The organism is Bacillus sp. NPDC077027, from assembly GCF_050269555.1.
Lineage (GTDB): Bacteria > Bacillota > Bacilli > Bacillales > Bacillaceae > Bacillus.
Map to the genome: position 1 here is coordinate 672,322 of NZ_JBNNIO010000001.1, position 24,232 is coordinate 696,553.

The window sequence follows — 24,232 nt, forward strand, 5'->3', positions numbered from 1 at the left end:
AGGCTTTCTCTTTTTCTTTCTATAAAAATGGTCATGTTTCGCATTCTCTCTCATAGAATCTAGTAACCTTTACTATTTGGGAGGAAGTCATATGCGGAAAAAGTCTTGGAAGGAACATCTGCTACAGCACGTAAAAGATCATCTCTCTATTTATTTATTTGTATCTGTTCTCTTTTTAATGGGTGTTATTTTTGGAGCCATTATTGTAAATAGCATGACGATGTCCCAAAAAGAGGATTTGTTCTATTATTTAAATCAATTTTTTGGACAACTAACAAATGAAAAGACAGCTGAATCAAAGGAAATGTTTTTTCAAAGCTTTCTGCATCATATGAAATACTTAGGACTGATGTGGATACTGGGTATTTCAATCATTGGCTTGCCGCTTATTTTTCTCATGATTTTTCTAAAAGGGATTGTTGTTGGCTTTACAGTCGGCTTTCTCGTCAACCAAATGGGGCTAAGTGGATTTTTCTTATCATTTATCTCGGTGCTTCCGCAAAACATCTTATTGATACCTGCTTATTTAGTCATTGGTACTGCGGCAATTGCCTTTTCCATTCGGCTGATTGGACAGCTCTTTTTAAAGAAAACAATCAGCCAAGCCCCCATTCAATGGTTTGGACGGTATGCATCCATCTTGCTCATGATTTTAGTGCTTGCAGCACTCTCTTCTTTTTTTGAATCCTACATCTCATTATTGCTAATGAAAAAGCTAGCAGGCACCCTTTTTTAACACAATTATTATAATGATTATTAATTGATAAACATTTTATTTATCAATTTAAAATGATTATAGTTGGCTCTCTGCACATCATTTGATATAATGATCAAGTAATGTGGCGTAGGAGGGAAAGTCAATGGAAAACCGTATTGATCGAATTAAAAAGCAGCTACATTCTTCCAGCTATAAGCTCACACCACAGCGTGAAGCAACAGTAAGGGTGCTGCTTGAGAACGAAGAAGACCATTTAAGTGCAGAAGACGTATACCTCCTCGTAAAAGAGAAGTCTCCTGAAATTGGTCTTGCTACTGTTTATCGGACGCTAGAATTACTGACTGAATTGAAAGTTGTTGATAAAATTAATTTTGGAGACGGTGTCTCAAGATATGACCTTCGTAAAGAAGGAGCTGCTCACTTCCATCATCACCTTGTCTGCATGGAGTGCGGGACAGTTGATGAAATTGAAGAAGATTTGCTAGAAGATGTTGAAGAAATTATTGAACGCGACTGGAAATTTAAAATTAAGGATCATAGATTGACATTCCATGGCATTTGCCATCGCTGTCATGACGATGAAGCCGGCAAATAATCCGAATTGGAACCTTTTCATTCATCATGAAAGGGTTTTTTGCGTTTCCACCGTATATTCCTTGTCCTACCTGGCATATGCTGAAGTAATGAAAAGATGGAGAAAGGACATGGGTATGATGTGGAAATGGCTCAAAACAACTGGAGAAGTAATCAAAGTGTTTATTCTGTTCACTGGTTTTACCGTCTTGTTCTATTATGCTATGATATGGATAAATTCAGAATATGAAAGCTATCATCGCTACGATAAACCAGAAGGTGCTGCGATTAAAGTGATAGAAATGGATCAACAGGAGCCGAGCAATTGGCAAGACCGCTTGATCTACTTTTATCAAAACGGGGAGTAGAAACCATTGAAAGATCAATTAGATGATTTTATTCATTTTTTAACAGTAGAGAGAGGGCTCTCTCAAAATACAATTGTATCTTATAAAAGAGATTTAAAGAGTTATCTATCGTTTCTTACCACAAATGAACAACTAACCAACATAAAAGATGTCACACGAATACACATTATCCATTATGTAAAGCATTTAATGGATGAAGGAAAATCAAGTAAAACGTCCGTGCGTCATCTATCGTCGATTCGCTCATTTCATCAATTTTTATTGCGGGAGAAAGTCACAGAAAATGACCCGTCTTGGAACATTGAAGCACAAAAAACTGAGCGTAAACTTCCAAAGGTTCTTTCATTAGAAGAAGTAGAACAACTACTAGATACACCAAAACAAAAGACCCCATTTGATTACCGAGATAAGGCCATGCTAGAGCTTTTATATGCAACCGGGATTCGGGTAAGTGAAATGCTTGATTTAACGCTTTCTGATGTGCACTTAACGATGGGTTTTGTCCGTTGCTTTGGGAAAGGAAGAAAGGAACGGATTGTTCCGATCGGTGAAGCTGCGGCTTTCGCTATAGAGGCATATTTACAGAAAGGAAGAGGGAAACTGCTCAAAAAACAACCAGCAGATGCCTTATTCCTCAATCATCACGGAAAAAAGATGTCACGACAAGGCTTTTGGAAAAATTTAAAGAAGCTTGCGCTTGAAGCAGGGATTAGAAAGGAACTCACACCACATACACTGCGACATTCCTTTGCAACACATTTACTTGAAAATGGTGCAGATCTAAGGGCAGTTCAAGAGATGCTTGGTCATGCCGATATCTCAACAACACAAATTTATACACATGTCACCAAAACAAGACTAAAGGATGTGTATCACAGATACCATCCGAGGGCATAAGAACAGCATGGGCACATATCTGAAGTGCAGCATGCTTTTTTATGTTTGTACCGTTTAAGGTTGTCAACTCACTTGAAAACGGTTTATACTTGAGATGTCTGACCTCTTTGTAGAGGACACAATACGAGAATGTTGAAGGAGGCGCTTTTTATGCCTGATTATCAGTATAAACGCATCTTCCTCATTGTTATGGATTCGGTAGGCATTGGCGAGGCGCCAGATGCCGCTGATTTTAATGACGTGGGCGCAGATACACTTGGACATATTGCAGAAAAAATGAACGGGCTAAATATGCCGAACATGGGAAAACTAGGACTAAGTCATATTAGGCCGATCAAAGGAATTCCTGCGGCAGAACATCCACTCGCATACTATGGAAAAATGCAAGAAGCTTCGAACGGAAAAGATACAATGACTGGACATTGGGAAATCATGGGTCTTCACATCGAAAAACCTTTTAAGGTGTTCCCAGAGGGTTTTCCAGATGAACTATTAAATGAATTAAAAGCGAAAACAGGTCGTGGCATGATTGGTAATAAACCAGCTTCTGGTACAGAAATTCTTGATGAACTAGGCGAAGAACATATGAAAACGGGCGATCTCATCGTCTATACATCTGCTGACTCTGTTTTGCAAATTGCTGCACATGAAGAGGTCGTGCCACTAGAGGAGTTATATCGCATTTGTGAAATTGCGAGAGAGCTCACTTTAGATGAGAAATATATGGTTGGTCGCATCATTGCGCGTCCATTTGTTGGGGAACCAGGAGCGTTTGTTCGTACACCAAATCGACATGATTATGCCTTAAAGCCATTTGACCGTACTGTCATGAATGAGCTTAAAGATGAAGGCCTCGATGTCATTGCAATCGGTAAAATTTCTGATATTTACGATGGAGAAGGAATTACTTCGTCTTTAAGAACAACATCCAACATGGATGGAATGGACAAGCTGATTGATACGCTTAACACAGATTTTACAGGGCTAAGCTTTTTAAATCTCGTTGACTTTGATGCGCTGTATGGGCATAGAAGAGATCCTAAAGGCTATGGCAAGGCACTTGAAGAGTATGATGCACGTCTTCAAGAAGTGTTTGATTTATTAAAAGAGGATGATTTGTTGATCATTACAGCTGATCATGGAAACGATCCAGTTCATCATGGGACAGATCATACGAGAGAATATGTGCCGCTCATTGTGTATAGCAAAAAGCATCAAGAGGCACATCAACTTTCAACATCTAAAACATTTGCTGATATAGGTGCAACTGTTGCAGATAACTTCAAATCAACACTTCCTAAATACGGAACAAGCTTTTTATCTAAACTCAAATAGGGGGAAAAGAGCGTGGGACTACAGTTTTCAGAAGCGGCGTCATATATTAAGCAAACATCAGAAATTGTACCAACAGTTGGGCTTATTTTAGGATCAGGTCTCGGTATCTTAGCTGATGAAATTGAAAATCCAGTTAAAATTAAATATGAAGATATTCCTGGATTTCCAGTTTCGACAGTAGAGGGACATGCTGGACAGCTTGTTATCGGTACATTAAAAGGGACTGTCGTCTGTGCGATGCAAGGGCGTTTCCATTTTTATGAAGGATACGATATGAAACAGGTCACTTTCCCTGTTCGTGTCATGAAAGAGATCGGTATTGATACAATGATCGTGACAAATGCTGCTGGTGGGGTCAACACTGCCTTTAAACCAGGAGACCTCATGCTCATAACAGACCATATCAATATGATGGGAACCAATCCTTTGATTGGTCCAAATGACAAGCAAGGTGTACGTTTTCCTGACATGTCTGCACCATATGATACTGAGTTTCTTGAGCTTGCCGATCAAACGGCAAAAACGCTTGGAATTCCTGTACAGAAAGGTGTGTATACAGCTGTCACGGGACCTTCCTACGAAACACCAGCAGAGGTACGTTTCCTGAGAACGATCGGTTCTGATGCAGTCGGTATGTCTACTGTGCCAGAAGTGATTGTGGCAAAACATGCAGGTATGCGTGTACTTGGCATTTCATGTATCTCAAATGCGGCATCCGGTATACTGGATCAACCACTTTCTCATGATGAAGTGATGGAAGTCACTGAAAAAGTAAAAGCAAGCTTCCTTGATTTAGTGAAAAATATTTTACATCAATTGAAATAGTCGTGATGACGTAGTGAGCCCTTTTGTCTAAGAGACAGAGGGCTTTTTTTAAGCAAACAATCTGGATCTCTGAATAAAACAGCCTTTACCAGGAAAAAATGTAAAGGATTACGATAATGGAGGTCTGCCACTTGAAACGTCATGTATCTGCATTGCTTATATTCATGATGATCATTTCAATTGTTTCACCATCAGCGATGGCGAAAGAACCAATAAAACAATCATCTGAATTAGCCCATGAAGCAAAATCTGCCATTCTGATTGAACGTGATACCGGAAAGGTTTTATACAACAAAAACAGTGATGAAAAGCTTGCGCCAGCCAGCATGACCAAAATCATGACGATGCTTTTAATTATGGAAGCCATCGACCAAGGTAAGATCAAAATGAAAGATAAGGTCAGAACAAGCGAATACGCGGCATCAATGGGAGGATCACAAATTTTCCTAGAGCCGGGAGAAGAAATGACTGTTGAAGAAATGTTAAAAGGTATTGCCATTGCATCAGGGAACGATGCATCTGTTGCGATGGCGGAGCACATTTCAGGCTCTGAGGAAAAATTTGTAGAAGAAATGAACAAAAAAGCAAAACAACTCGGCCTCAAATCGACATCCTTTCAAAATACAACAGGTCTTCCTGAAAAAGAGCATTATAGCACAGCCCATGATATGGCTATGATGGCGAAAGAGCTATTAAAGTATGAACGAATCACGAAGTTTACAGGGGTATATGAAGACTATCTTCGTCAAAACACAGACAAAAAGTTCTGGCTTGTCAATACGAACCGTTTGATCAAATTTTATCCTGGTGTTGACGGAGTGAAGACTGGATTCACAAGTGAAGCCAAATATTGTTTAACTGCTTCTGCGAAAAAAGGAAATATGCGGGTCATTGCTGTTGTTTTTGGCGCAAGTACACCAAAAGAAAGAAATGCACAAGTCGTCAAAATGCTAGACTATGCATTTAGTCAATATGAAACACACCCATTATACAAAAGAGGACAAGAAGTAGCAGAAATCAAAGTCAATAAAGGAAAGAAAAAAATGGTCAAGCTTGTCACATCTGAGCCAATTTCACTTTTGACGAAAAAAGGCGCTAATGTAGATAACATTCAAAAAGAAATTAAGCTGACACATAATGTAGCTGCTCCATTCTCAAAGGGAACAGAACTCGGCTTAATGGTTCTAAAAAAAGATGGTAAAGTTCTTCATGAAAGCCCAGTAGAAGCAAAAGAAAGTATGGAAAGAGCGGGATTATGGACGTTCTTTAAAAGATCTATGGCTGAATTTGTAAAATGGAAATGATGATCTGAGACTGCTAAGTTAAGCAGTCTTTTTTCTATGGTGATGTTTAATGAGAGAGAAATATGAAAAGAATGGATAAAAATAAATCAAAAACTGACGAATGGCCACTAGTTTTGTCATGGTGAAGGAATTCATCCATGAAAAAGAGAAACACTCTTTATCCGAATAAGGCAAGGAGGAATAAAAGACATGAGCCTTAGTATTGATTTTCGTGTAAAAGAGAGCGTGCTTTGCATTCGATTGACTGGAGAACTTGATCATCATTCTGCTGAAACACTGAGACAAAAGGTGACGGATTATTTAGACAAGGAAGACATTCGCCATATTGTATTAAATTTGGCTGATTTGACATTTATGGATAGCTCTGGACTTGGTGTGATATTAGGCAGATACAAGCAGATTAAACAGCTAGGCGGTGAGATGGTCGTTTGTGCAATATCCTCATCTGTCAATCGACTTTTTGATATGTCTGGGCTATTTAAAATTATTCGAATGGAGCCTTCAGAACAAACGGCACTTCAAACATTGGGGGTGGCATCATGACCAATGAAATGAACTTAACATTCTCAGCACTCAGTCAAAATGAATCGTTTGCAAGGGTGACAGTTGCTGCATTTATTGCGCAGCTTGACCCGACCTTAGATGAATTAACAGAGATTAAAACAGTTGTTTCTGAAGCCGTGACTAACTCTATTATTCATGGATATGATGGGAATCCAGATGGAAAAGTTCATATTTCAGTAACGCTAGAAGATCATATTGTTTATTTAACCATTCGTGATGAAGGAATGGGAATCACTGATCTTGAAGAAGCAAGACAGCCCTTATTTACAACAAAGCCAGACCTAGAACGATCAGGAATGGGCTTTACAATTATGGAGAATTTTATGGATGATGTCATGATTGATTCATCTCCTGAGATGGGTACGACGATCCGGTTGACAAAGCACTTATCAAAAAGCAAAGCACTTTGCAATTAAGGAGCTGCTCGTATGGATGTGGAGGTAAAAAAGCAAGCGAAACATGTGCAGCTGTCAAATGATGAAGTCAAAAGCCTGATCAAAAAAAGCCAAGACGGAGATCAACAAGCAAGAGACCTCCTCGTAGAAAAAAACATGCGTCTTGTTTGGTCCGTTGTTCAGCGATTTATCAATAGAGGCTACGAGCCGGATGATCTGTTTCAGATTGGATGTATCGGTTTGTTAAAATCAGTCGATAAATTTGATTTGTCTTATGATGTCAAATTTTCAACCTACGCCGTTCCAATGATTATTGGTGAAATTCAACGCTTCATTCGTGATGATGGCACTGTAAAGGTTAGTCGTTCATTAAAAGAACTCGGAAATAAAATCAGGCGGGCGAAAGATGAATTGTCTAAATCGAATGGGAAAATACCGACTGTGCAAGAAATTGCTGATTATTTGGAGATCACACCAGAGGATGTCGTATTGGCACAAGAGGCAGTAAGAACACCATCTTCTATTCATGAAACGGTTTATGAAAACGATGGTGACCCCATTACATTGCTTGATCAAATCGCAGACAATTCTGAGGAAAGATGGTTTGAAAAAATTGCGCTAAAAGAAGCGATCAAAGAATTAGAGGAACGAGAAAAACTAATTGTCTATCTTCGTTATTATAAGGATCAAACGCAGTCAGAAGTTGCAGAGCGGTTAGGGATCTCGCAAGTACAAGTGTCACGGCTTGAAAAAAAGATTTTAAAACAAATTCAATTTCAAATGGACCAAAAAGACAGCTAGCCCAAAGAGGCTGGCTTTTTTTTGTGTGGTAATTACCGGTAATTGTAGAGCGTTCAGTATGAGAACCATTTTTCACCACATACTATTTTTAACCCATCGTATAGGAAGTGACATGGATGGACGGGCAAATTTTTATTAGACTTCGTCATCGGTTAAAAACTGGAAATGATCAGCTCATTTTATTAGGGGACGTTGCACAGCTGACAGGAGATGAAACACTTGTACAGCAGCTAAAATCCATGCCTGTATATCATGTGAGTCAAAAGGATCGTCACATCGTTGTACTTGATGTCATGTATGTTGTGAATATCATCAAAAAAACATGTCCGAAAGTAGACATCCAAACAGTTGGGGGATCTGAAGCCATTGTCGAAATTGATACGGGTCGCCGTCATTTATCCCCAGTTTTATTCGTGTTTGTATGGTTACTTTTGTTTGTTGGTGCAGCGCTTGCGATTATGAACTTTCATGAGGATGTCAGCATGCGACTTGTCCATATGAGGCTGTATGAAATGATTACAGGTCAAACTGAAGAGCACCCTTATTTATTGCAGGTGCCGTACAGCCTTGGTTTAGGTCTTGGCATGGTTCTTTTTTTCAATCACGTGTTTAAAAAACGATTAAATGAAGAACCCAGTCCACTTGAAGTTGAGATGTTTAAGTACCAGCTCGATCTAGATCAGTATGTAGCGCTGAATGAAAACAAAGAAACCATGAAAGATATCCATGATCGGTAAATGGCTTTTTGTCATGTTTGTCGGATTTGGCGGTGGTTTGACAGTTGGTGCAGGATTTGTTGCGTTTTTGACTGTGCTCGGCATCATTCCAAGGCTGATGCAACTGACAAAAACGCAGCGGTTTATACAAGGCTATGAAGCCGCTGTGATATGTGGTGCTGTGATCGGAGGATGGGCAACACTAGATGACGTTCATTTGCATTTAACAAAATGGCTTGTGTTTCCGATTGGAATGCTTGCAGGTATTTTTGTGGGAATGCTTGCAGCCGCACTGACAGAAGTATTAAATGTGCTTCCAATCTTAACGAAACGAATTGGAATGGACGGGAAAATCATTTTATTGCTCATGGCAATTGTCTTAGGAAAAGTATTCGGGTCACTGTTTCATTGGCTCATTTATATTTAATGACAAGTTGGAGGGAAAACACGTGTCGAGCTTAAAAGAGAATTACCCATCAAAAGTAAAAACGTATCAACCCAAACCGCCTTATGTGCTGAACTGCTTAAAAGCATTTATTGTCGGAGGATTCATCTGTGCCATAGGGGAAGTCTTGCAAAACTTTTATATTCATTTTTTTGATTTCAACGAAAAAACAGCTGGGAATCCAACTGTTGCTACACTCATTCTCATTTCAGCTCTTTTAACCGGAATTGGTATTTATGATAAGATTGGACAGTTTGCCGGTGCAGGATCAGCTGTACCCGTTACTGGTTTTGCTAACAGTATGACGAGTGCTGCCCTTGAACATAAAAGTGAAGGGCTTGTTTTAGGTGTTGCCACAAATATGTTCAAACTAGCAGGAAACGTTATTGTCTTTGGTGTTGTCTCAGCTTACGTTGTCGGCATCATCCGCTATACACTGGAAAAGTTGTTTTCGTAGGAGGGAAGGAAAGTGAAATTAACAGGAAAACAATCATGGGTTTTTGAACATAAACTCTATATCAATGCAGAAGGAACGGCAGCCGGACCAAAAGAAAAAGAGGGGCCGATTGGCCATTTAATCGATAAAACGTATGATGAAATGCACTGTGACCAAAAAAACTGGGAAATGGCAGAACGGCAACTTATGGAAGATGCGATTTCGAAGGCACTATCGAAAGCAAATCTACAAAAAAGCGATATTGATCTGCTATTAGCAGGAGATTTATTAAATCAAAACGTCACAGCTAACTACGTGGCAAGAGAACTAAAAATCCCATTTCTCTGTTTGTTTGGCGCATGCTCCACTTCAATGGAATCGATCGCCCTTGCCTCAGCTCTAGTGGATGGTGGATTTGCTAAAAGAGCGGTTGCAGCAACGAGCAGTCATAATGCAACGGCAGAACGACAATTTCGTAATCCTACAGAATATGGTGGCCAAAAGCCAGATACTGCAACAAGTACCGTAACAGGTAGTGGCGCTGTCATTATTAGTGAGGAAGCCTCGGCTATTCAAATAACAAGTGCGACCGTTGGACGAGTGATGGATTTAGGAATTACAGATCCTTTCGACATGGGATCTGCAATGGCACCAGCTGCTGCAGATACCATTAAACAGCACCTTGAGGATATGGGTAGAACCGTTGATGATTATGATCTCATCCTTACAGGCGATTTATCTGGCATTGGTTCCCCGATATTAAAGGATTTATTAAAGGAAGAGGGCATTCAATTAGGAAAAAAACATGATGACTGTGGCTTGATCATTTACACACCTGATCAAAATGTGTTTGCAGGCGGAAGTGGTTGTGCCTGCTCAGCAATTGTGACGTTTAGCCATATTTTTAATGAGATGAGGGCTGGGAATTTGCAGCGAGTCTTTGTCGTAGCAACGGGGGCATTACTTAGCCCGATGATGGTTCAGCAAAAAGAAACCATTCCAACCATTGCACATGGTGTTGTATTTGAACGCGTGGGAGGGAATGAATAATGGAATACCTCATTGCTTTTGTTGCGGGCGGACTCATTTGTGTCGTGGGACAAATTTTGTTAGATGTTTTCAAACTCACACCGGCACATGTAATGACTACATTTGTTGTGGTTGGAACGGTCTTGGACGGTTTTGGTATTTATGATAAATTTATTGAATTCGCAGGAGCGGGCGCAACAGTGCCAATCGTCAGTTTTGGTCATAGTTTGCTCCACGGGGCTATGCACCAAGCTGATGTACATGGATTTATTGGAATTGGAATTGGAATTTTTGAATTGACCTCTGCTGGTATTTCAGCCGCGATTTTATTCTCGTTTCTTGTCGCACTGATCTTCAAACCGAAAGGATAATCATATATGGGGCAAAAACGAAAGGTTATTTTAGTGACAGATGGCGATATTTATGCTGCCAAAACAATTGAACTTGCCGCACGTACCTTTGGTGGGAGATGTATATCAAGCTCAAAAGGTAATCCAAGTAAACGAACAGGCCCTGAGCTGGTCAAGTTAATCTTAAAGACGCCCTATGATCCAGTATTTGTCATGTTTGATGATTCTGGCTTAACAGGTGAGGGGACTGGAGAGTTGGCAATGAAACATGTGGCACATCATCCTGAGATAGAGGTACTCGGAGCGATTGCTGTTGCTTCTAAAACACATCAAGCAGAATGGACAAAGGTAGATGTCTCAATCGACCGAGATGGCGAACTCACAGAATATGGAGTCGACAAATACGGACTGCCAGAACTAGAACTTCATAAAATGAGTGGAGATACCGTTTATTGCCTAGATTCTCTTAACATTCCGCTCGTTGTAGGAATCGGGGATATAGGTAAAATGGGGCGAAAAGATGATTTGAGTAAAGGCTCTCCCATCACAATGAAGGCAGTTGAATTAATTTTAGAAAGGAGCGGTTTTCATGGGCAAAGAGAAGGTGCACGTGTACCAAGATCCGAGAAAAAATGAGGACTACTTCAAGGAAAAGGTCGGGATGGGGCTCAGCTTTGATCTCGGAGTACGCAAAATATATATACATGATCAAGAAGTTCAGCTTTACTATGTAAATGGCTTATGTGACACACAGTATGTGATTTATTTATTAAAAGAACTCGTTGAAATCAATGATAACGAGCCTGAAACAGATGAAATCGCAGATGTTGTTGAGAATAGACTTGTCAACCAGCAAGTTGCAAAAGTTGAAACACTGGATGAAGTAGTAGATCAAGTGTTATCTGGTCTTGTAGCTGTTGTAATAGAAGGTGAAAATTACGCCTTTATTATTGATGTCAGAAGCTACCCAGGCAGAACGCCAGAAGAGCCCGATACGGAAAAGGTCGTCAGAGGGGCAAGAGACGGGTTTGTAGAAAATATTATTGTCAATACATCCCTAATTAGAAGACGTATTCGAGATGAAAAACTGCGCTTCAAGCTATTAAAAGTAGGAGAACGTTCAAAAACAGATGTATGTGTATGTTATATAGAAGACATTGCAGACCATGATTTAGTGGAGGCGATTGAAAAGAAACTAGAATCAATTCAAGTTGATGGAATGACAATGTCTGATAAAACATTAGAAGAATTTATCATCAAGCAAGGCTATAACCCTTTTCCGCTAGTTCGTTATACAGAGCGTCCAGATGTGGCGGCGAATCACATTTTAGAAGGGCATGTTATCATCATTACAGATACATCTCCTAGTGTCATCATTACACCAACAACGATTTTTCACCATGTACAACATGCGGAAGAATATAGACAAACACCTGCTGTTGGTACGTTTTTGAGATGGGTGCGCTTTTTTGGGATTCTTTGTTCTACTTTTCTTTTGCCCATTTGGTTTTTATTCATTTTAGAACCAGACCTACTTCCAAAGAACCTAGATTATATTGGATTTAACAAACCTTCACATATCCCTGTCATTGTACAAGTATTTCTTGCAGACTTTGGAGTGGAATTTTTGCGCATGGCAGCCATTCATACACCGACTGCTCTATCCACTGCCATGGGCTTGATCGCCGCTGTTTTAATCGGACAAATTGCCATTGATGTTGGGTTATTTACACCAGAGGTCATTTTGTATGTATCATTAGCTGCGATTGGAACCTTTACAACACCAAGCTATGAATTAAGTATTGCGAATAAAATGGCTCGTTTATTGATTTTAGCTCTTGTTGCAATATTCAAGCTGAATGGTTTAATTATTGGCTTCACCTTATTAATCATCTATTTAACATCAATTCGTTCTTTGCAAACGCCATATATGTGGCCGTTCATTCCTTTTAATGGGAAGGCATTATGGCAGGTTCTCGTTCGAACATCGGTCCCAGGCTCAAAAGTAAGACCAAGTATTGTTCATCCCCAAAACAGATCAAAAATTCCGCCAAATTCTTAAGTCCAATTGAAACTGGCTGAAGATTATGATATTGTATCTTTAACTTTGAGAAACGGCAAAGGCAGCTAACGCAGCTGTCTTTTTTTAGCCGATGCGGAGAAAGAGGGAATGAAATTGTTTTTACACGGCACTTGCAGACAAAATGAAAAGGGTCATTTAGAAATTGGTGGTGTTGACGCAGTTTCTTTAGCAGAGACTTATGGAACGCCTCTTTATGTATATGATGTAGCTTTAATACGGGAACGTGCAAAAAACTTTCAGAAAGCATTTAAAGAAGAAAATTTAAAGGCACAAGTGGCTTACGCAAGTAAAGCTTTTTCCTCTGTTGCAATGTTTCAGCTTGCAAAGGAAGAGGGGCTTTCTCTTGACGTTGTATCAGGCGGAGAACTTCATACAGCCATTCGCGCAGGCTTTCCAGCAGATAAAATACATTTTCATGGCAACAACAAAAGCAGCGAAGAACTAAAAATGGCACTTGAACATGGTATTGGCTGTATTGTTGTTGATAACTTCTATGAAATAAAGCTCATCGAGAAGCTTGGCAATAAGCTAGAGCAAAAGGTGAAAATTCTTCTAAGAATCACGCCAGGTGTTGAAGCACACACCCATGATTACATCACGACAGGTCAAGAAGATTCAAAGTTTGGTTTTGATCTTCACAATGGACAAGCTGATGAGGCTGTTAAACAAGTCCTTGCCTCGGATGCATTTGAATTACTTGGTGTACATTGTCATATCGGTTCACAAATTTTTGATACAGCAGGTTTTGTGCTCGCTGCAGACAAAATTTTTATCAAGCTTGACGAGTGGAGACAATTATTTGGATTTAATTCAACGGTTCTTAATCTCGGAGGAGGATTTGGCATTCGTTATACAGAGGAAGACGAGCCTCTTCCGGCTACTGAATATGTCGAGAAAATTATTAAAGCTGTAAAAGAGAATGCATCTCGCTATCAGTTTGATTTGCCTGAAATTTGGATAGAGCCTGGTCGTTCCCTTGTTGGAGATGCAGGGACGACACTTTATACGATTGGCTCATCTAAACATGTTCCAGGTATTCGTGATTATGTAGCAGTCGATGGTGGCATGAGTGACAATATAAGACCTGCTTTATATCAAGCAAAATACGAAGCAGCAAGTGCAAATAAATTTAGTGAAAAGCATGACCATGTTGTATCCATTGCAGGCAAGTGTTGTGAAAGTGGCGATATGCTTATTTGGGATATTGAGCTGCCTGAGTTAACAGAAGGGGATTTATTAGCAGTCTTTTGTACAGGTGCATACGGCTATAGCATGTCAAACAATTATAACCGCATCCCTCGACCAGCCGTTGTGTTTGTAGAAGACGGAGAAGCACAGCTTGTTGTACAACGAGAAACATACGAAGATATTGTCAAATTAGATTTGCCATATCAGTCTAGAGTAAAATCATAAGTGACAAAAGCTTGTAGATTTATTCTATGAGCTTTTTTTATTGATCGAGAAAAAGAAAAATGAATGACATCATGAGAAATACTTGGTTTAGCTGTAATATCTCCCGCTCTTAGGTAGAGCTATATTGTGATCAAAAAACACGTAAATATGTTTGCATGAAAAAAAGCTGTTCTATCTCGTTTAAATAGAACAGCTTTTTGCATATATGATTACTCTGTTGAAGACGAGCTGTTTCCACCAGTAAAGACTGATACAACGGCGTTCCAGATGGAGACAAAGAAATCCCAAATTTTTTGTAAGAAGTTCTTTCCTTCATCTGATTCAATAAAGTTTGTAATCTTATCTTTGGCTTTGTCGATTTGAGAACCGACTTCTTTCCAATCAATATTGATATTTTTCATTTTGTCAAAAAGCGCAACGAGCTGATCCTTTTGATCTTGGGTTAAATTTAAGTTAAGATCAGATGCTGCTTGATCCACTCTTTCTTCCACTTCTTTTGTTGTTTTCGGTACGCCATTTTTCGCAATATCATCTTTGATTTTTGCAATGATTGCTGACGCATTCTCATTTCCAATTTTATCGCCTAATTCAGAAGTTGTGACAAGCTCTTCATTTGCTACTTGCTTTACATCTTCTGGGATGGCTTTATCACTAGATACCTCGTATGCTTTGAGTAATCCCGTTAATGCCGCAGTACCAGATACTTCAAATGGGGCAGTAATGACGACTTTTGCATCTTTTACTCCCGCTGTCATTAAAGCATTTAAATACATTTCATCTGTAATGGTTTTAATATTTTTTGTATCTACTGTGAGACCGCTACCTGATTTTTCAATTGTAATGGAAGATGAAGATAGGGCTCTAGAGCCAATTTGTGAACTCGGAATATACTTCCCTAAATATTCATGTTCTTCTTTATTCGTCACTTCAATTGTTGTGGCATTTTCAGGTGGATTTAACTCTTCAAGTACTTTTTTGCGATCAGCCGCTGATAAGTCCTGACCGAGTGTGACAATGACATCACCTACAGCTGCATCTGCTAAGCTGACTTTTGGCGTACCTATTAAAAGCACAAGTGTAGCCATCATACCAACCATTGTTTTTTTAAACATGTTGACCTCCTTCAAGTCGAAAGCGCCCTTTCATGATACAAAGGGACTGTTCTCTGAATGCACAGTGAGTAGTGCATTTCAAACATTTAGACGAACAACAAAGCAAATTCGTTTCAAATTCTTTTTTTAAGATCCTTCTTGTCTTGGTCTTTTTTGCTCTAAGCGAGTCAATATCAGATCGAGAAGATAAAAAAGAACTGCAATAAGAAAGGATAACTGAACCATCCCTTCCTCAAAAATTTCAACATGCGGTACGCTTTTTCTTAATAGAGTAATAGAAAAATAAACACCGATCAGTGCAGCGATAAATTCGAGTGACGTAACGATCCACTTTGTTAAAGAGAAAAGAGCACCAATTGCTTTCGCTACAAGTTCTAAAGTCAAGCATACCATAAAACTAACAATCCCTATGTAAAAGCTAAGAAGAAATAAATCAGATAGTGCACGATATGTGACATATCCTTCAAAAACATGACTGACCATCAGTGCAACAAGAAAAATGGTCACACCCGGAAAAGTACCTATTAAAAATAAAGCGAATCAGGCGAGGCTCATCAATAGAAAATAACCAATACTGTTGGATGGTGCTGAAAGAATTTTTTTCTTTGTCGTCCATAAAAAGAATACGCTCGATAATATACAGCAGATGAGAAATGTCATGAAATACGGGAAGTATAGAATCATTTAAAGCCTCCATCATCATATAGATTTCTTTATTCTAGCCATGTTTAACATCGAGGTGAATAAGACGAAACGAGGAAAGTAATCATAAAAGTAAGTACAGATAATGTTTATCATCACCCAAAATGTGCTATAATGAGCGTTGTTTAACCTGAAAGGAGATTGATCATCATGGCAAAAAAAGGATACATACAATTAACGAATGGTAAAAAAATTGAGTTTGAACTTTACCCAGAGGCTGCTCCTGGTACTGTAGCAAACTTTGAAAAGCTAGCAAACGAAGGTTTCTATGATGGATTAAAATTCCATCGCGTCATCCCAGGTTTTGTGAGTCAAGGTGGAGATCCAAACGGTAATGGAACAGGAGGCCCTGGTTACACAATTAAATGTGAAACAGAAGGAAACCCTCATAAGCATGAAAGAGGCTCCCTTTCTATGGCGCATGCTGGCAAAGATACTGGTGGAAGCCAATTCTTTATCGTACATGACCAACAGCCGCATTTAAATGGCGTGCACACAGTGTTTGGTAAAGTCACTTCTGGTATTGAGGCTGTTCTTGACATGGAACAGGGACAAGGCATGGAAAAAGTCGAAGTTGCAGATGCTTAATTGAAAACACCGCTTAATCGCGGTGTTTTTTTATTTATTTGTATTTTATACAATTTCAAATAGAAAACAAAATGATTGAATGAAAATGAACATTCATCAAAGCATTCAAGCAAAACAAAAAAGAAGGCGGAACCATATGCACGTGTACACGACAATCTTTTAAAGCCTAATGTGCAAAAGACTTATTCTACTGATGTTATATTTAAATTCTGTACACATGAAGAAAATCCATACTTCAATTATTGTCACATTTATGTCTTGGAGAATTTCAAAAATAGATAAAAACCGGTATTAATTTTCTCTGATTTGTTCCATTTGACGGTAGGTGATGATCCAATACAAAAGGGCTAAGGCGCTGACAGAGGCACCAAATAGACATACTCCGCTCCATCCATAGTTTGCGTATATATTGGTAGAAACAATTGAACCTATGGCACTGCCGATGGAATAAAAAATCATGTAAGCAGCAGTAAGGCGGCTTCTCGCCTCAGGACGTACTGTGAAAATCATACCCTGATTGGTCACATGTACTGCTTGCACAGCTAAGTCAAGAAAGATAACGCCAATGACTAATGCGATAAGTGAATGTTCGGTAAAACTGATTAGAAACCATGATGTTGGCAATATAATGAGGGCTATGCAGGTTGTTAACTGCCCTAAACCTCGATCAGCTAGACCCCCAGCACGAGCAGCACCTAAAGCTCCGGCAACTCCAGCAAGACCAAACGCTCCAATAGCGGTATGTGAAAGAGAGTATGGTGGAGCACTGAGAGGTAGCACTAGCGAAGTCCACAATGTACTAAACGCAGTAAAAATCAGAAGAGCCAGTATTCCACGGATGCGTAGGATTCGTTCTTGCATGAACAATGTGAACATTGAACGAAGTAGCTGCGGATAGGATAATGACTCTCTTTCGCTTTCATCACGCGGTAGTACTCGCAACAATATGCCAGTCATGATGAGCATCATGACAGCAGAAACTAGATAGACCGAACGCCAACCGGCGAGATCGGTTAGTACACCAGCGAATGTTCGTGCGAGCAGAATACCAATCACGACTCCACTTTGCACCAAGCCAACTATACGGCCACGTTCAGCTGGGGCAGCCAAAGTCGATACGAACGCTATGAGCACCTGAGTCACCACAGCAAGCAGGCCGACCGCAGCTAACCCGGTGAACAGCACAGTGATGATGGGGGCGATGCCAACCAAAATCAGAGACAACACGGATAAAAGCATCTGACAGAGGATTAGCCGACGTCGATTCAATAGATCACCGAGTGGTACTAGCAGTAGCAACCCTAGCGCGTAACAAAGCTGAGTAATAGTGATGACAATGCCGATGGATGAATGGGTGATATTGAACTCGGTCGCCAGTGAGTCTAGTAACGGTTGTGCATAGTATATGTTTGCAACAGCCATCCCACAGGCTGTTGCAAACAATAGTGGCATATAGCGAGTCATGGTTGATCCGAATCCTATTTGTGATTGATTCGTTTTCATATCAGGATCTTCAATTGTCATTGTTGTTTTTTCTTTCACTTTTTCCATTACTTATATCCCCTTTTTGTACTTATAAGTATAATATACTGATCGGTATAAAATGATTCCTGATAAGGATAACCAACAAAACGTTTTGGTGTCAAGTAAGTTATTCAGTTATTTGAATGCTGTATTTGAAAGAAAGAGCACAGTTTGACAATATAACTTGAATTAAATAAAATCATAATATACCGATTGGTAATTAAAGAGAGGATTAAATATCCATGACTCAAATTTTAAAATTAATTTCTTAAAATCAAAAAGTTCATGTCAGATAGAGGATCGAAAAATAGTTGAATACTGGTTTCAAATCGACACATTCGGAATCAATGAGTAAATAAAAAATAAATCAAGCACAAGATTAATTATCAAGTGAAGAAATTTTATTTTTGAAATGAGGAATTTATTATGGTTCGACAACGTGAATTTGATGAGGAAAAAGCGTTGGATGATGCAATGTTGCTTTTTTGGGAGAAGGGTTACAAGGCGACTACATTAAGCGATTTGACTACCAAAATGGGGATACAACGACCAAGCTTATACTCAGCTTTTGGAGACAAAGAGGAATTGTTTGAAGCTGCATTACGCAAATATACAAAGCTACATGCTGCCCATATTCGAACAAAACTTCAAAATAATCTATCTGTAAAGGAAGCATTCCACACATTTTTTGAAGATTTAGTGGAAGAGGAATATAAAGAAAGTCCGAGCAAGGGATGTTTTTGCATTAATACAATAGTGGAACTTGCCCCTCACGAAGAGAAATTTGAAATTCTTACAAGAGAGCATCAGATGTATCTTTCGGTCATTTTTCAAGAAAAGATTGTCCAAGGGATTCGCTCAGGTGAGTTCGAAAGCAACCTGAATGCTAAAGTTTTAGCTCAGACACTAGTCGTTTCATTAATCGGACTTACCGTATTAATGAAATCTCGTCCAGAGCGTTCATTTGTAGATCATTCTGTAGCGACGATATTATCGCTATTAAATTGATCAAAATTTCAGTTTTCATTAAGTATATTAAAAGCGTATTTCAATTTTTTCAAAACACGCTTTTTCTTTCTGGACGACCATGCACAGAATCCGTTTTTGTGATATGATATTATGATAGAACAAACATTCGCATTTGTGGTTGTCATACACATACAGATGAAAAAAGATTGACATCTGCAAATCATGAAAGCATGTGGTCATGCTGAAAGAAAGCAGGAGATAATATTGAAACCATTAACAAAAGAAGAAAAAAATAAAATGATGATTGCTATTCAGCGTTACTTTTCCGAAGAACGAGAAGAAGAGATTGGTGAATTAGCTGCTATCAATATACTAGAATTTATCACAAAAAACCTTGGAAGCTACTATTATAATCAAGGGGTTCGTGACAGTCGCAACATCGCTGTTCAGCGATCACAATTGTTAGAAGAAGACCTATTCGCACTTGAAAAAAGAGTATAATCAAAAAGCCTCTTTTACATTTTTATGATGTGTGCTTTACTAACTGATAAAGAGGAAAGAAAAATACCCCCTTAATGAAGAACGGATATTCGTATCGTATGTCATGATAAAAGGCTGGAAACCAATATAACAGTTTATTCGTTATATCAGTAACCGTGAATGAGCTTTTTGGTTTTGTTTCATGAAAAAGCGAAATAGCACATACAAATAGGCGAGATACAGATGATGGAGGTTCTAACTATGGGGAAAATTAAATTAAAGATTGCCATACTTTTTGTTTTGTTGCTTTGTTTAGGAGTAGGCTATTTGTATATGAATGGCATAAAAATTGAGGACGTTCCAACGGCCATTGGAGAAAGCCTGACGAATAATGATAAAGATTATACAATTTATGAATATACCATTACGAAGATTGATGGCGATGAATATTATGGTCAAGCAAAAAATGGTACAAAAATCATCTTTAGCGGGAAAAAATTTGAGGATGATGGCGCTGATTTGAAAAAAGGAGACCGTATAAAAGCCTATTTCAGCAATGAAAAAAGAATAGATGGTCTCATAAAAGTAGTGAAAGTCGTTAATTGACATGTCTCCTTACCTATAAGGAGGCTTTTTTTGATGGAGAAAAGCAAGATTTATCATTGTTGCATTTATAAAAGATGATCGCTATAATATCTCCTAAGGACAACTAGATATCGATTGTATCCTTCGGGGCAGGGTGAAAATCCCGACCGACGGTAATAAAGCAAATGCTTTACAGCCCGTGACCCGTTAATTTGTTATTAACGGTTGATTCAGTGAAAAGCTGAAGCCGACAGTGAAAGTCTGGATGGGAGAAGGATAAAATAAAGCTATGACTGAAAATTTTTTTCAACCATAGTTCTATTTCTTGATGCTTAAAAATCTCAGGCCCCGGAAATTTTTCCGGGGCTTTCTGCATGTTTATATATCATTCATGCATGCAGTGTTTGATTGGTGATCCCTTATCATATTTGTATTGATTGTTTAAAGCGACGAAGGTGCTCAATCGATGACAGTCCCCTTAAAATCGCTTTAACATACAATGAGCGAATTCAAAGCTTATGAAGAAAGGGAGGATCACATGTTTACGGGTATCATTGAAGAGATTGGTACGGTTAAGATGTTAAGTGCATCGGCTGATGCGATGAAGCTTCTCGTCGGGTGTAGTCGGATTTTAGAAGATGTTGCGCTCGGAGATAGTATTGCTATCAACGGTGTGTGCCTAACCGTGACAAGTTTCACAAAAGAACAATTTACAGCAGATGTTATGCCAGAAACAGTCAAATCCACATCACTTCGTGGATTAACGTCAGGAAGTAAAGTGAATCTAGAACGTGCCATGTCAACAAATGGTCGATTCGGAGGACATTTTGTTTCTGGACATGTGGACGGAACGGCTGTTATGACCCAAATGAAAAAAAAGAGCAATGCCATTTATTATGGCTTGGAAATGGACAAGTCTCTAACAGACATGCTCACATTAAAAGGCTCCATTGCTTTAGATGGTGTTAGCCTAACTATCTTTGATTTAGCTGACGGAAAAGTGACGGTATCTATTATTCCACATACGCTTGAAGGAACTATTTTTCCGACTAAATCAATCGGTGATATTGTCAATGTGGAATGCGATATGATTGGTAAATATATTTATCGTTTTCTGACAAAAGGCAATAAAGTAGGTCATCCATCACGCATGACACACGCATTTTTAAGAGAGCATGGATTTTAGGAGGCGATGATATGTTTCATACTATAGAAGAGGCAGTAAATGCGCTAAGGCAAGGAGAAGTCATCATTGTCGTTGATGATGAAAATCGAGAAAATGAAGGAGATTTCGTGGCACTTGCTGAGCATGCAACACCACAAGTCATCAACTTTATGGCAATGTATGGCAGGGGGCTAATTTGTACACCTATTCAAGCATCTCTTGCCAAGCGCCTAGATTTACATCCAATGGTGAAAAAAAATACAGATACCCATGAAACAGCATTTACAGTTAGTATCGACCACCGCTCTACAACAACAGGAATTAGCGCATTTGAGCGTTCAACAACCATTCTTTCTTTACTTGATGAGCAATCAATATCAGAGGACTTTGCAAGACCAGGACACGTCTTCCCACTCATTGCAAAAGAGGGCGGGGTGCTGGAGCGTCAAGGGCATACTGAAGCAGCGGTTGATCTCGCGCTTCTCGCTGGATCTGAGCCTGCCGGAGTCATCTGTGAAATTATGAATATCGACGGCTCGATGGCAAGAATTCCAGAGCTTACGAACATTCAAGAAAAATATGGATTAAAAATGATTACGATTGAGACACTTTATGAACACCTAAAAAACCAAACAAAATCATTAGAAACCAAATAAAAATCACAGAAAAAGGATGAATGTCATATGAATACGATACAAGGTCATGTAGTTGCAGAAGGATTGAAATTTGCGATTGTTGTTGCAAGATTTAATGATTTTATCACAAGCAAACTGCTAGATGGAGCAGAAGATACACTGCTCAGACATGGAGCAAATGGAGATGACATTGATGTCGTGTGGGTGCCCGGTGCATTTGAAATCTCTTTTATGGCAAAAAAACTAGCAGAAACAAAAAAATACGATGCAGTGATTACGCTTGGTACAGTGATTCGCGGTGCGACAACTCACTATGACTATGTATGTAACGAGGCGGCAAAAGGAATTGCACAAAGCGCACTTACAACAGGAGTGCCTATAATCTTTGGTGTACTGACAACTGAATCAATTGAACAAGCAATTGAAAGAGCAGGTACCAAAGCTGGTAATAAAGGCAGTGAATCCGCTGCTGCCGCCATCGAAATGGCAAATTTGAATCGGTCTTTTAGCTAAATTCGATAAAAAGAGTTTAAAAATCGCATAAAAATGTTTATAATGTGTGATGAGCAAATGAATCGAACTTAACATTTGCTGGACAATAGGATAATTTCGATATTGAGGGGTATGTATGTTAATTCGTTACAAGAGGTCTTTCGAAAAGATTGCCATGGGACTTCTGTCCTTCATGCCGGGTGAAAAAGACGTCAAACAGCTTCAGCAGACGATTAAGTCGTATGAAACGGATGAAGATCGGCAGCTTTTCCTTTGGAAAGATGGAGAGGATATTGTAGGCGCAATCGGTGTTTTTAAAACAAACGATCAAGTACAAATAGAGCATATTAGTGTCAACCCATCGCATCGTGATCAAGGGATTGGCAAGGAAATGGTTTTAGCCATCGAAGAGATGTTTAAGTCAAAATTGCTCATTCCGAATGAATTAACGCAAGGCTTCTTTAAGAAATGTCATAGTGAAACAAACTAATATTCCATATGATCGAAAGCAGAGATTACACACCTCTGCTTCAGCTTGTAGAGAAACTCATGTTTTTCTACAAGCTTTTTTAATTTTTAAAGTATTTTTCTTCATCATGGGATCAATTCGTAGATGTATAAAGCATCACATGTGAAGGGAAAAGCGGCTTGCATCAACAATAAGCAGTGCCGCTTTTTCTTTTTACACACGTTGTTCTAACTGAAGTAAATATTTCTTTCGTTCAATTCCGCCGCCATATCCTCCTAGTTTACCGCTCGTTTGAATGACCCTGTGACAAGGGACGACAATAGCGATTTGATTGACCCCATTTGCGTTGCCGACGGCTCTTACCAAATGCTGATCGCCAAGCATCTTTGCCATGTCTAGGTAAGACCTGGTTTCACCTGCTGGGATGTTCAATAGAAGATCCCACACCTTTCGTTGAAATGGCGTTCCGTGTAAGGAAAGCGGGACCGTAAACTGCGTTAATTTCTTTTCAAAATATAAGGTCAGCTCTCGTGCTAATTGTTGATGAACGGTTGTTTCTCCGACTAAAATGCGGGCATGGTGTTTCTTTCTAATTGTCTCAATTTCCCTCTCTAATCCCCTTCGGTCCATAAATTCAAGTAAATACACATGAGTTGCATCTGAAATACTGATCATGCGTCCGATCGGTGTGGAAATAAAATTGGCATGGAGGATATTCACTTGCGCCTTTTTGGGCGGGTTCCCCATAATCTTTGTGAAAGCATCATTAAAGGCGCTGGATGATTCATAGCCAAAGGTGACTTGTTGTTCAATGACTTTTTTTCCATTAAGAATTTCTTTAAAGGCCAAGCCCATTCTACGTGAACGAGCATATTGAACAAAGGTCATCCCATAGATGTCTTTAAACTTTCTCCTCGCTGTTGCAGAGTGTATACCTAATTGCCGGAAGTCTTCTTCCTTCCATCTTTTTTCAGGTTGCTGTTCGACTGCTGTGACGAGTACCTCTACTTCTTCAGGGATGCTGTTTGGATATGTTAATGGCGTGCAGCGCTTGCACGGTCGATATCCAGCAAGAAGGGCTTCTTCTGCTGTAAAATAAAACTCGCAGTTTTCATACTTAGGTTTTCGAGCTGTACAGGTCGCATGACAGAAGATGCCGGTTGTTTTGATTCCGGCGAAAAATGTGCCATCGTATTGTGGATTCTTCTCAATAAGTGCTTGATAAAACTCATGTTTTTTTTCTTCGGTCATCATCATAT

Annotated in this window: 29 protein-coding genes, 1 pseudogene and 1 riboswitch; of the genes and pseudogenes, 26 read left to right on the plus strand and 4 right to left on the minus strand. The window is 39.2% G+C overall.

Translation table 11 applies throughout. The annotated features are described in order from the left end of the window. Nucleotides 1-91 precede the first annotated feature (91 nt). The 18 genes from spoIIM (at nt 92) to lysA (ending at nt 14,252) form a co-directional block, all read left to right on the plus strand. On the plus strand, nt 92-736 hold the full coding sequence (gene spoIIM, locus ACQKEZ_RS03670) for a stage II sporulation protein M (protein ID WP_427298894.1): 645 nt from the start codon (nt 92-94) through the stop codon (nt 734-736). Nucleotides 737-860: 124 nt separating this feature from the next. Beyond that, nucleotides 861-1,313, plus strand: coding sequence for a ferric iron uptake transcriptional regulator (fur, locus tag ACQKEZ_RS03675; RefSeq protein ID WP_427298896.1), 453 nt, complete (start codon nt 861-863; stop codon nt 1,311-1,313). A gap of 118 nt (nt 1,314-1,431) precedes the next feature. Next, on the plus strand, nt 1,432-1,659 hold the full coding sequence (locus ACQKEZ_RS03680) for a YqzK family protein (protein ID WP_427299323.1): 228 nt from the start codon (nt 1,432-1,434) through the stop codon (nt 1,657-1,659). Nucleotides 1,660-1,665: 6 nt separating this feature from the next. Continuing rightward, complete coding sequence (gene xerD, locus ACQKEZ_RS03685; RefSeq protein ID WP_427298898.1) at nt 1,666-2,556, plus strand: site-specific tyrosine recombinase XerD; 891 nt, start codon at nt 1,666-1,668, stop codon at nt 2,554-2,556. Between the two features lie 150 nt (nt 2,557-2,706). Continuing rightward, the gene (gene deoB / locus ACQKEZ_RS03690; protein WP_427298900.1) at nt 2,707-3,891 is read left to right on the plus strand and encodes a phosphopentomutase; all 1,185 of its coding nucleotides are present in this window, start codon (nt 2,707-2,709) and stop codon (nt 3,889-3,891) included. Between the two features lie 12 nt (nt 3,892-3,903). Next, nucleotides 3,904-4,716, plus strand: a complete 813-nt coding sequence (locus tag ACQKEZ_RS03695) for a purine-nucleoside phosphorylase (RefSeq protein ID WP_427298902.1) — start codon at nt 3,904-3,906, stop codon at nt 4,714-4,716. Nucleotides 4,717-4,847: 131 nt separating this feature from the next. Then, entirely contained in the window at nt 4,848-6,020 is a 1,173-nt protein-coding gene (locus tag ACQKEZ_RS03700; RefSeq protein ID WP_427298904.1) for a D-alanyl-D-alanine carboxypeptidase family protein, read from the plus strand. Between the two features lie 189 nt (nt 6,021-6,209). After that, the gene (gene spoIIAA, locus ACQKEZ_RS03705) at nt 6,210-6,563 is read left to right on the plus strand and encodes an anti-sigma F factor antagonist (protein ID WP_427298906.1); all 354 of its coding nucleotides are present in this window, start codon (nt 6,210-6,212) and stop codon (nt 6,561-6,563) included. Beyond that, a complete protein-coding gene (spoIIAB, locus tag ACQKEZ_RS03710; protein ID WP_427298908.1) occupies nt 6,560-7,000 on the plus strand; it encodes an anti-sigma F factor in 441 nt (146 codons plus the stop codon). The genes spoIIAA and spoIIAB overlap by 4 nt, the downstream gene beginning before the upstream one ends. 12 nt (nt 7,001-7,012) lie before the next feature. Further along, nucleotides 7,013-7,780 carry an RNA polymerase sporulation sigma factor SigF gene (gene sigF / locus ACQKEZ_RS03715; protein ID WP_427298910.1) on the plus strand — a complete coding sequence of 256 codons (768 nt, stop codon included), beginning with the start codon at nt 7,013-7,015 and terminating at the stop codon, nt 7,778-7,780. A 116-nt stretch (nt 7,781-7,896) separates the two neighbouring features. Then, a complete protein-coding gene (locus ACQKEZ_RS03720; RefSeq protein ID WP_427298912.1) occupies nt 7,897-8,517 on the plus strand; it encodes a stage V sporulation protein AA in 621 nt (206 codons plus the stop codon). Further along, nucleotides 8,507-8,923 carry a stage V sporulation protein AB gene (locus ACQKEZ_RS03725; protein ID WP_427298914.1) on the plus strand — a complete coding sequence of 139 codons (417 nt, stop codon included), beginning with the start codon at nt 8,507-8,509 and terminating at the stop codon, nt 8,921-8,923. Before ACQKEZ_RS03720 ends, ACQKEZ_RS03725 begins: the two co-directional genes overlap by 11 nt. Before the next feature lie 22 nt (nt 8,924-8,945). Further along, complete coding sequence (spoVAC, locus tag ACQKEZ_RS03730; protein ID WP_427298916.1) at nt 8,946-9,398, plus strand: stage V sporulation protein AC; 453 nt, start codon at nt 8,946-8,948, stop codon at nt 9,396-9,398. Between the two features lie 12 nt (nt 9,399-9,410). Beyond that, complete coding sequence (spoVAD, locus tag ACQKEZ_RS03735; protein WP_427298918.1) at nt 9,411-10,427, plus strand: stage V sporulation protein AD; 1,017 nt, start codon at nt 9,411-9,413, stop codon at nt 10,425-10,427. Continuing rightward, nucleotides 10,427-10,777, plus strand: a complete 351-nt coding sequence (gene spoVAE, locus ACQKEZ_RS03740; RefSeq protein ID WP_427298920.1) for a stage V sporulation protein AE — start codon at nt 10,427-10,429, stop codon at nt 10,775-10,777. Before spoVAD ends, spoVAE begins: the two co-directional genes overlap by 1 nt. Nucleotides 10,778-10,783: 6 nt before the next feature. Then, entirely contained in the window at nt 10,784-11,392 is a 609-nt protein-coding gene (locus tag ACQKEZ_RS03745) for a stage V sporulation protein AE (protein ID WP_427298922.1), read from the plus strand. After that, nucleotides 11,346-12,818 carry a spore germination protein gene (locus ACQKEZ_RS03750; protein WP_427298924.1) on the plus strand — a complete coding sequence of 491 codons (1,473 nt, stop codon included), beginning with the start codon at nt 11,346-11,348 and terminating at the stop codon, nt 12,816-12,818. The genes ACQKEZ_RS03745 and ACQKEZ_RS03750 overlap by 47 nt, the downstream gene beginning before the upstream one ends. Before the next feature lie 114 nt (nt 12,819-12,932). Next, complete coding sequence (gene lysA / locus ACQKEZ_RS03755; protein ID WP_427299324.1) at nt 12,933-14,252, plus strand: diaminopimelate decarboxylase; 1,320 nt, start codon at nt 12,933-12,935, stop codon at nt 14,250-14,252. 209 nt (nt 14,253-14,461) lie between these two features. Here lysA and ACQKEZ_RS03760 read toward each other — a convergent pair whose 3' ends face one another. Continuing rightward, nucleotides 14,462-15,364, minus strand: a complete 903-nt coding sequence (locus ACQKEZ_RS03760; protein WP_427298926.1) for a DUF1002 domain-containing protein — start codon at nt 15,362-15,364, stop codon at nt 14,462-14,464. 126 nt (nt 15,365-15,490) lie between these two features. After that, nucleotides 15,491-15,871, minus strand: a complete 381-nt coding sequence (locus ACQKEZ_RS03765) for a hypothetical protein (RefSeq protein ID WP_427298928.1) — start codon at nt 15,869-15,871, stop codon at nt 15,491-15,493. A 345-nt stretch (nt 15,872-16,216) separates the two neighbouring features. Here ACQKEZ_RS03765 and ACQKEZ_RS03770 point away from each other — a divergent pair, with 345 nt between their 5' ends. Continuing rightward, nucleotides 16,217-16,654 (plus strand): peptidylprolyl isomerase, encoded by a 438-nt coding sequence (locus ACQKEZ_RS03770; protein ID WP_427298930.1) that lies wholly within the window; start codon nt 16,217-16,219, stop codon nt 16,652-16,654. 291 nt (nt 16,655-16,945) lie between these two features. Here ACQKEZ_RS03770 and ACQKEZ_RS03775 read toward each other — a convergent pair whose 3' ends face one another. After that, nucleotides 16,946-18,157 (minus strand): MFS transporter, encoded by a 1,212-nt coding sequence (locus ACQKEZ_RS03775; protein WP_427299325.1) that lies wholly within the window; start codon nt 18,155-18,157, stop codon nt 16,946-16,948. A gap of 447 nt (nt 18,158-18,604) precedes the next feature. Between ACQKEZ_RS03775 and ACQKEZ_RS03780 the strand changes: the two genes are divergently transcribed. From ACQKEZ_RS03780 to ACQKEZ_RS03810, 7 genes and pseudogenes are all read left to right on the plus strand, one after another. Continuing rightward, nucleotides 18,605-19,186, plus strand: a complete 582-nt coding sequence (locus ACQKEZ_RS03780) for a TetR/AcrR family transcriptional regulator (protein ID WP_427298932.1) — start codon at nt 18,605-18,607, stop codon at nt 19,184-19,186. A 225-nt stretch (nt 19,187-19,411) separates the two neighbouring features. After that, complete coding sequence (locus tag ACQKEZ_RS03785; protein ID WP_427298934.1) at nt 19,412-19,648, plus strand: DUF2164 domain-containing protein; 237 nt, start codon at nt 19,412-19,414, stop codon at nt 19,646-19,648. 240 nt (nt 19,649-19,888) lie between these two features. Further along, entirely contained in the window at nt 19,889-20,233 is a 345-nt protein-coding gene (locus ACQKEZ_RS03790; protein ID WP_427298935.1) for a hypothetical protein, read from the plus strand. Nucleotides 20,234-20,348: 115 nt separating this feature from the next. After that, a riboswitch (FMN riboswitch) is annotated at nt 20,349-20,493 on the plus strand. A 257-nt stretch (nt 20,494-20,750) separates the two neighbouring features. Next, nucleotides 20,751-21,398: a riboflavin synthase gene (gene ribE, locus ACQKEZ_RS03795; protein ID WP_427298937.1), complete on the plus strand. Its 648-nt coding sequence runs from the start codon at nt 20,751-20,753 to the stop codon at nt 21,396-21,398. Nucleotides 21,399-21,409: 11 nt separating this feature from the next. Beyond that, a pseudogene (gene ribB / locus ACQKEZ_RS03800) lies at nt 21,410-22,024 on the plus strand (3,4-dihydroxy-2-butanone-4-phosphate synthase); the annotation flags it as partial. Nucleotides 22,025-22,060: 36 nt separating this feature from the next. Next, nucleotides 22,061-22,525 carry a 6,7-dimethyl-8-ribityllumazine synthase gene (gene ribH / locus ACQKEZ_RS03805; protein WP_427298939.1) on the plus strand — a complete coding sequence of 155 codons (465 nt, stop codon included), beginning with the start codon at nt 22,061-22,063 and terminating at the stop codon, nt 22,523-22,525. A gap of 115 nt (nt 22,526-22,640) precedes the next feature. Beyond that, complete coding sequence (locus ACQKEZ_RS03810; RefSeq protein WP_427298941.1) at nt 22,641-22,994, plus strand: GNAT family N-acetyltransferase; 354 nt, start codon at nt 22,641-22,643, stop codon at nt 22,992-22,994. Nucleotides 22,995-23,186: 192 nt separating this feature from the next. Here ACQKEZ_RS03810 and ACQKEZ_RS03815 read toward each other — a convergent pair whose 3' ends face one another. Continuing rightward, entirely contained in the window at nt 23,187-24,230 is a 1,044-nt protein-coding gene (locus tag ACQKEZ_RS03815) for a bifunctional transcriptional activator/DNA repair enzyme AdaA (RefSeq protein ID WP_427298943.1), read from the minus strand. Nucleotides 24,231-24,232 lie beyond the last annotated feature (2 nt).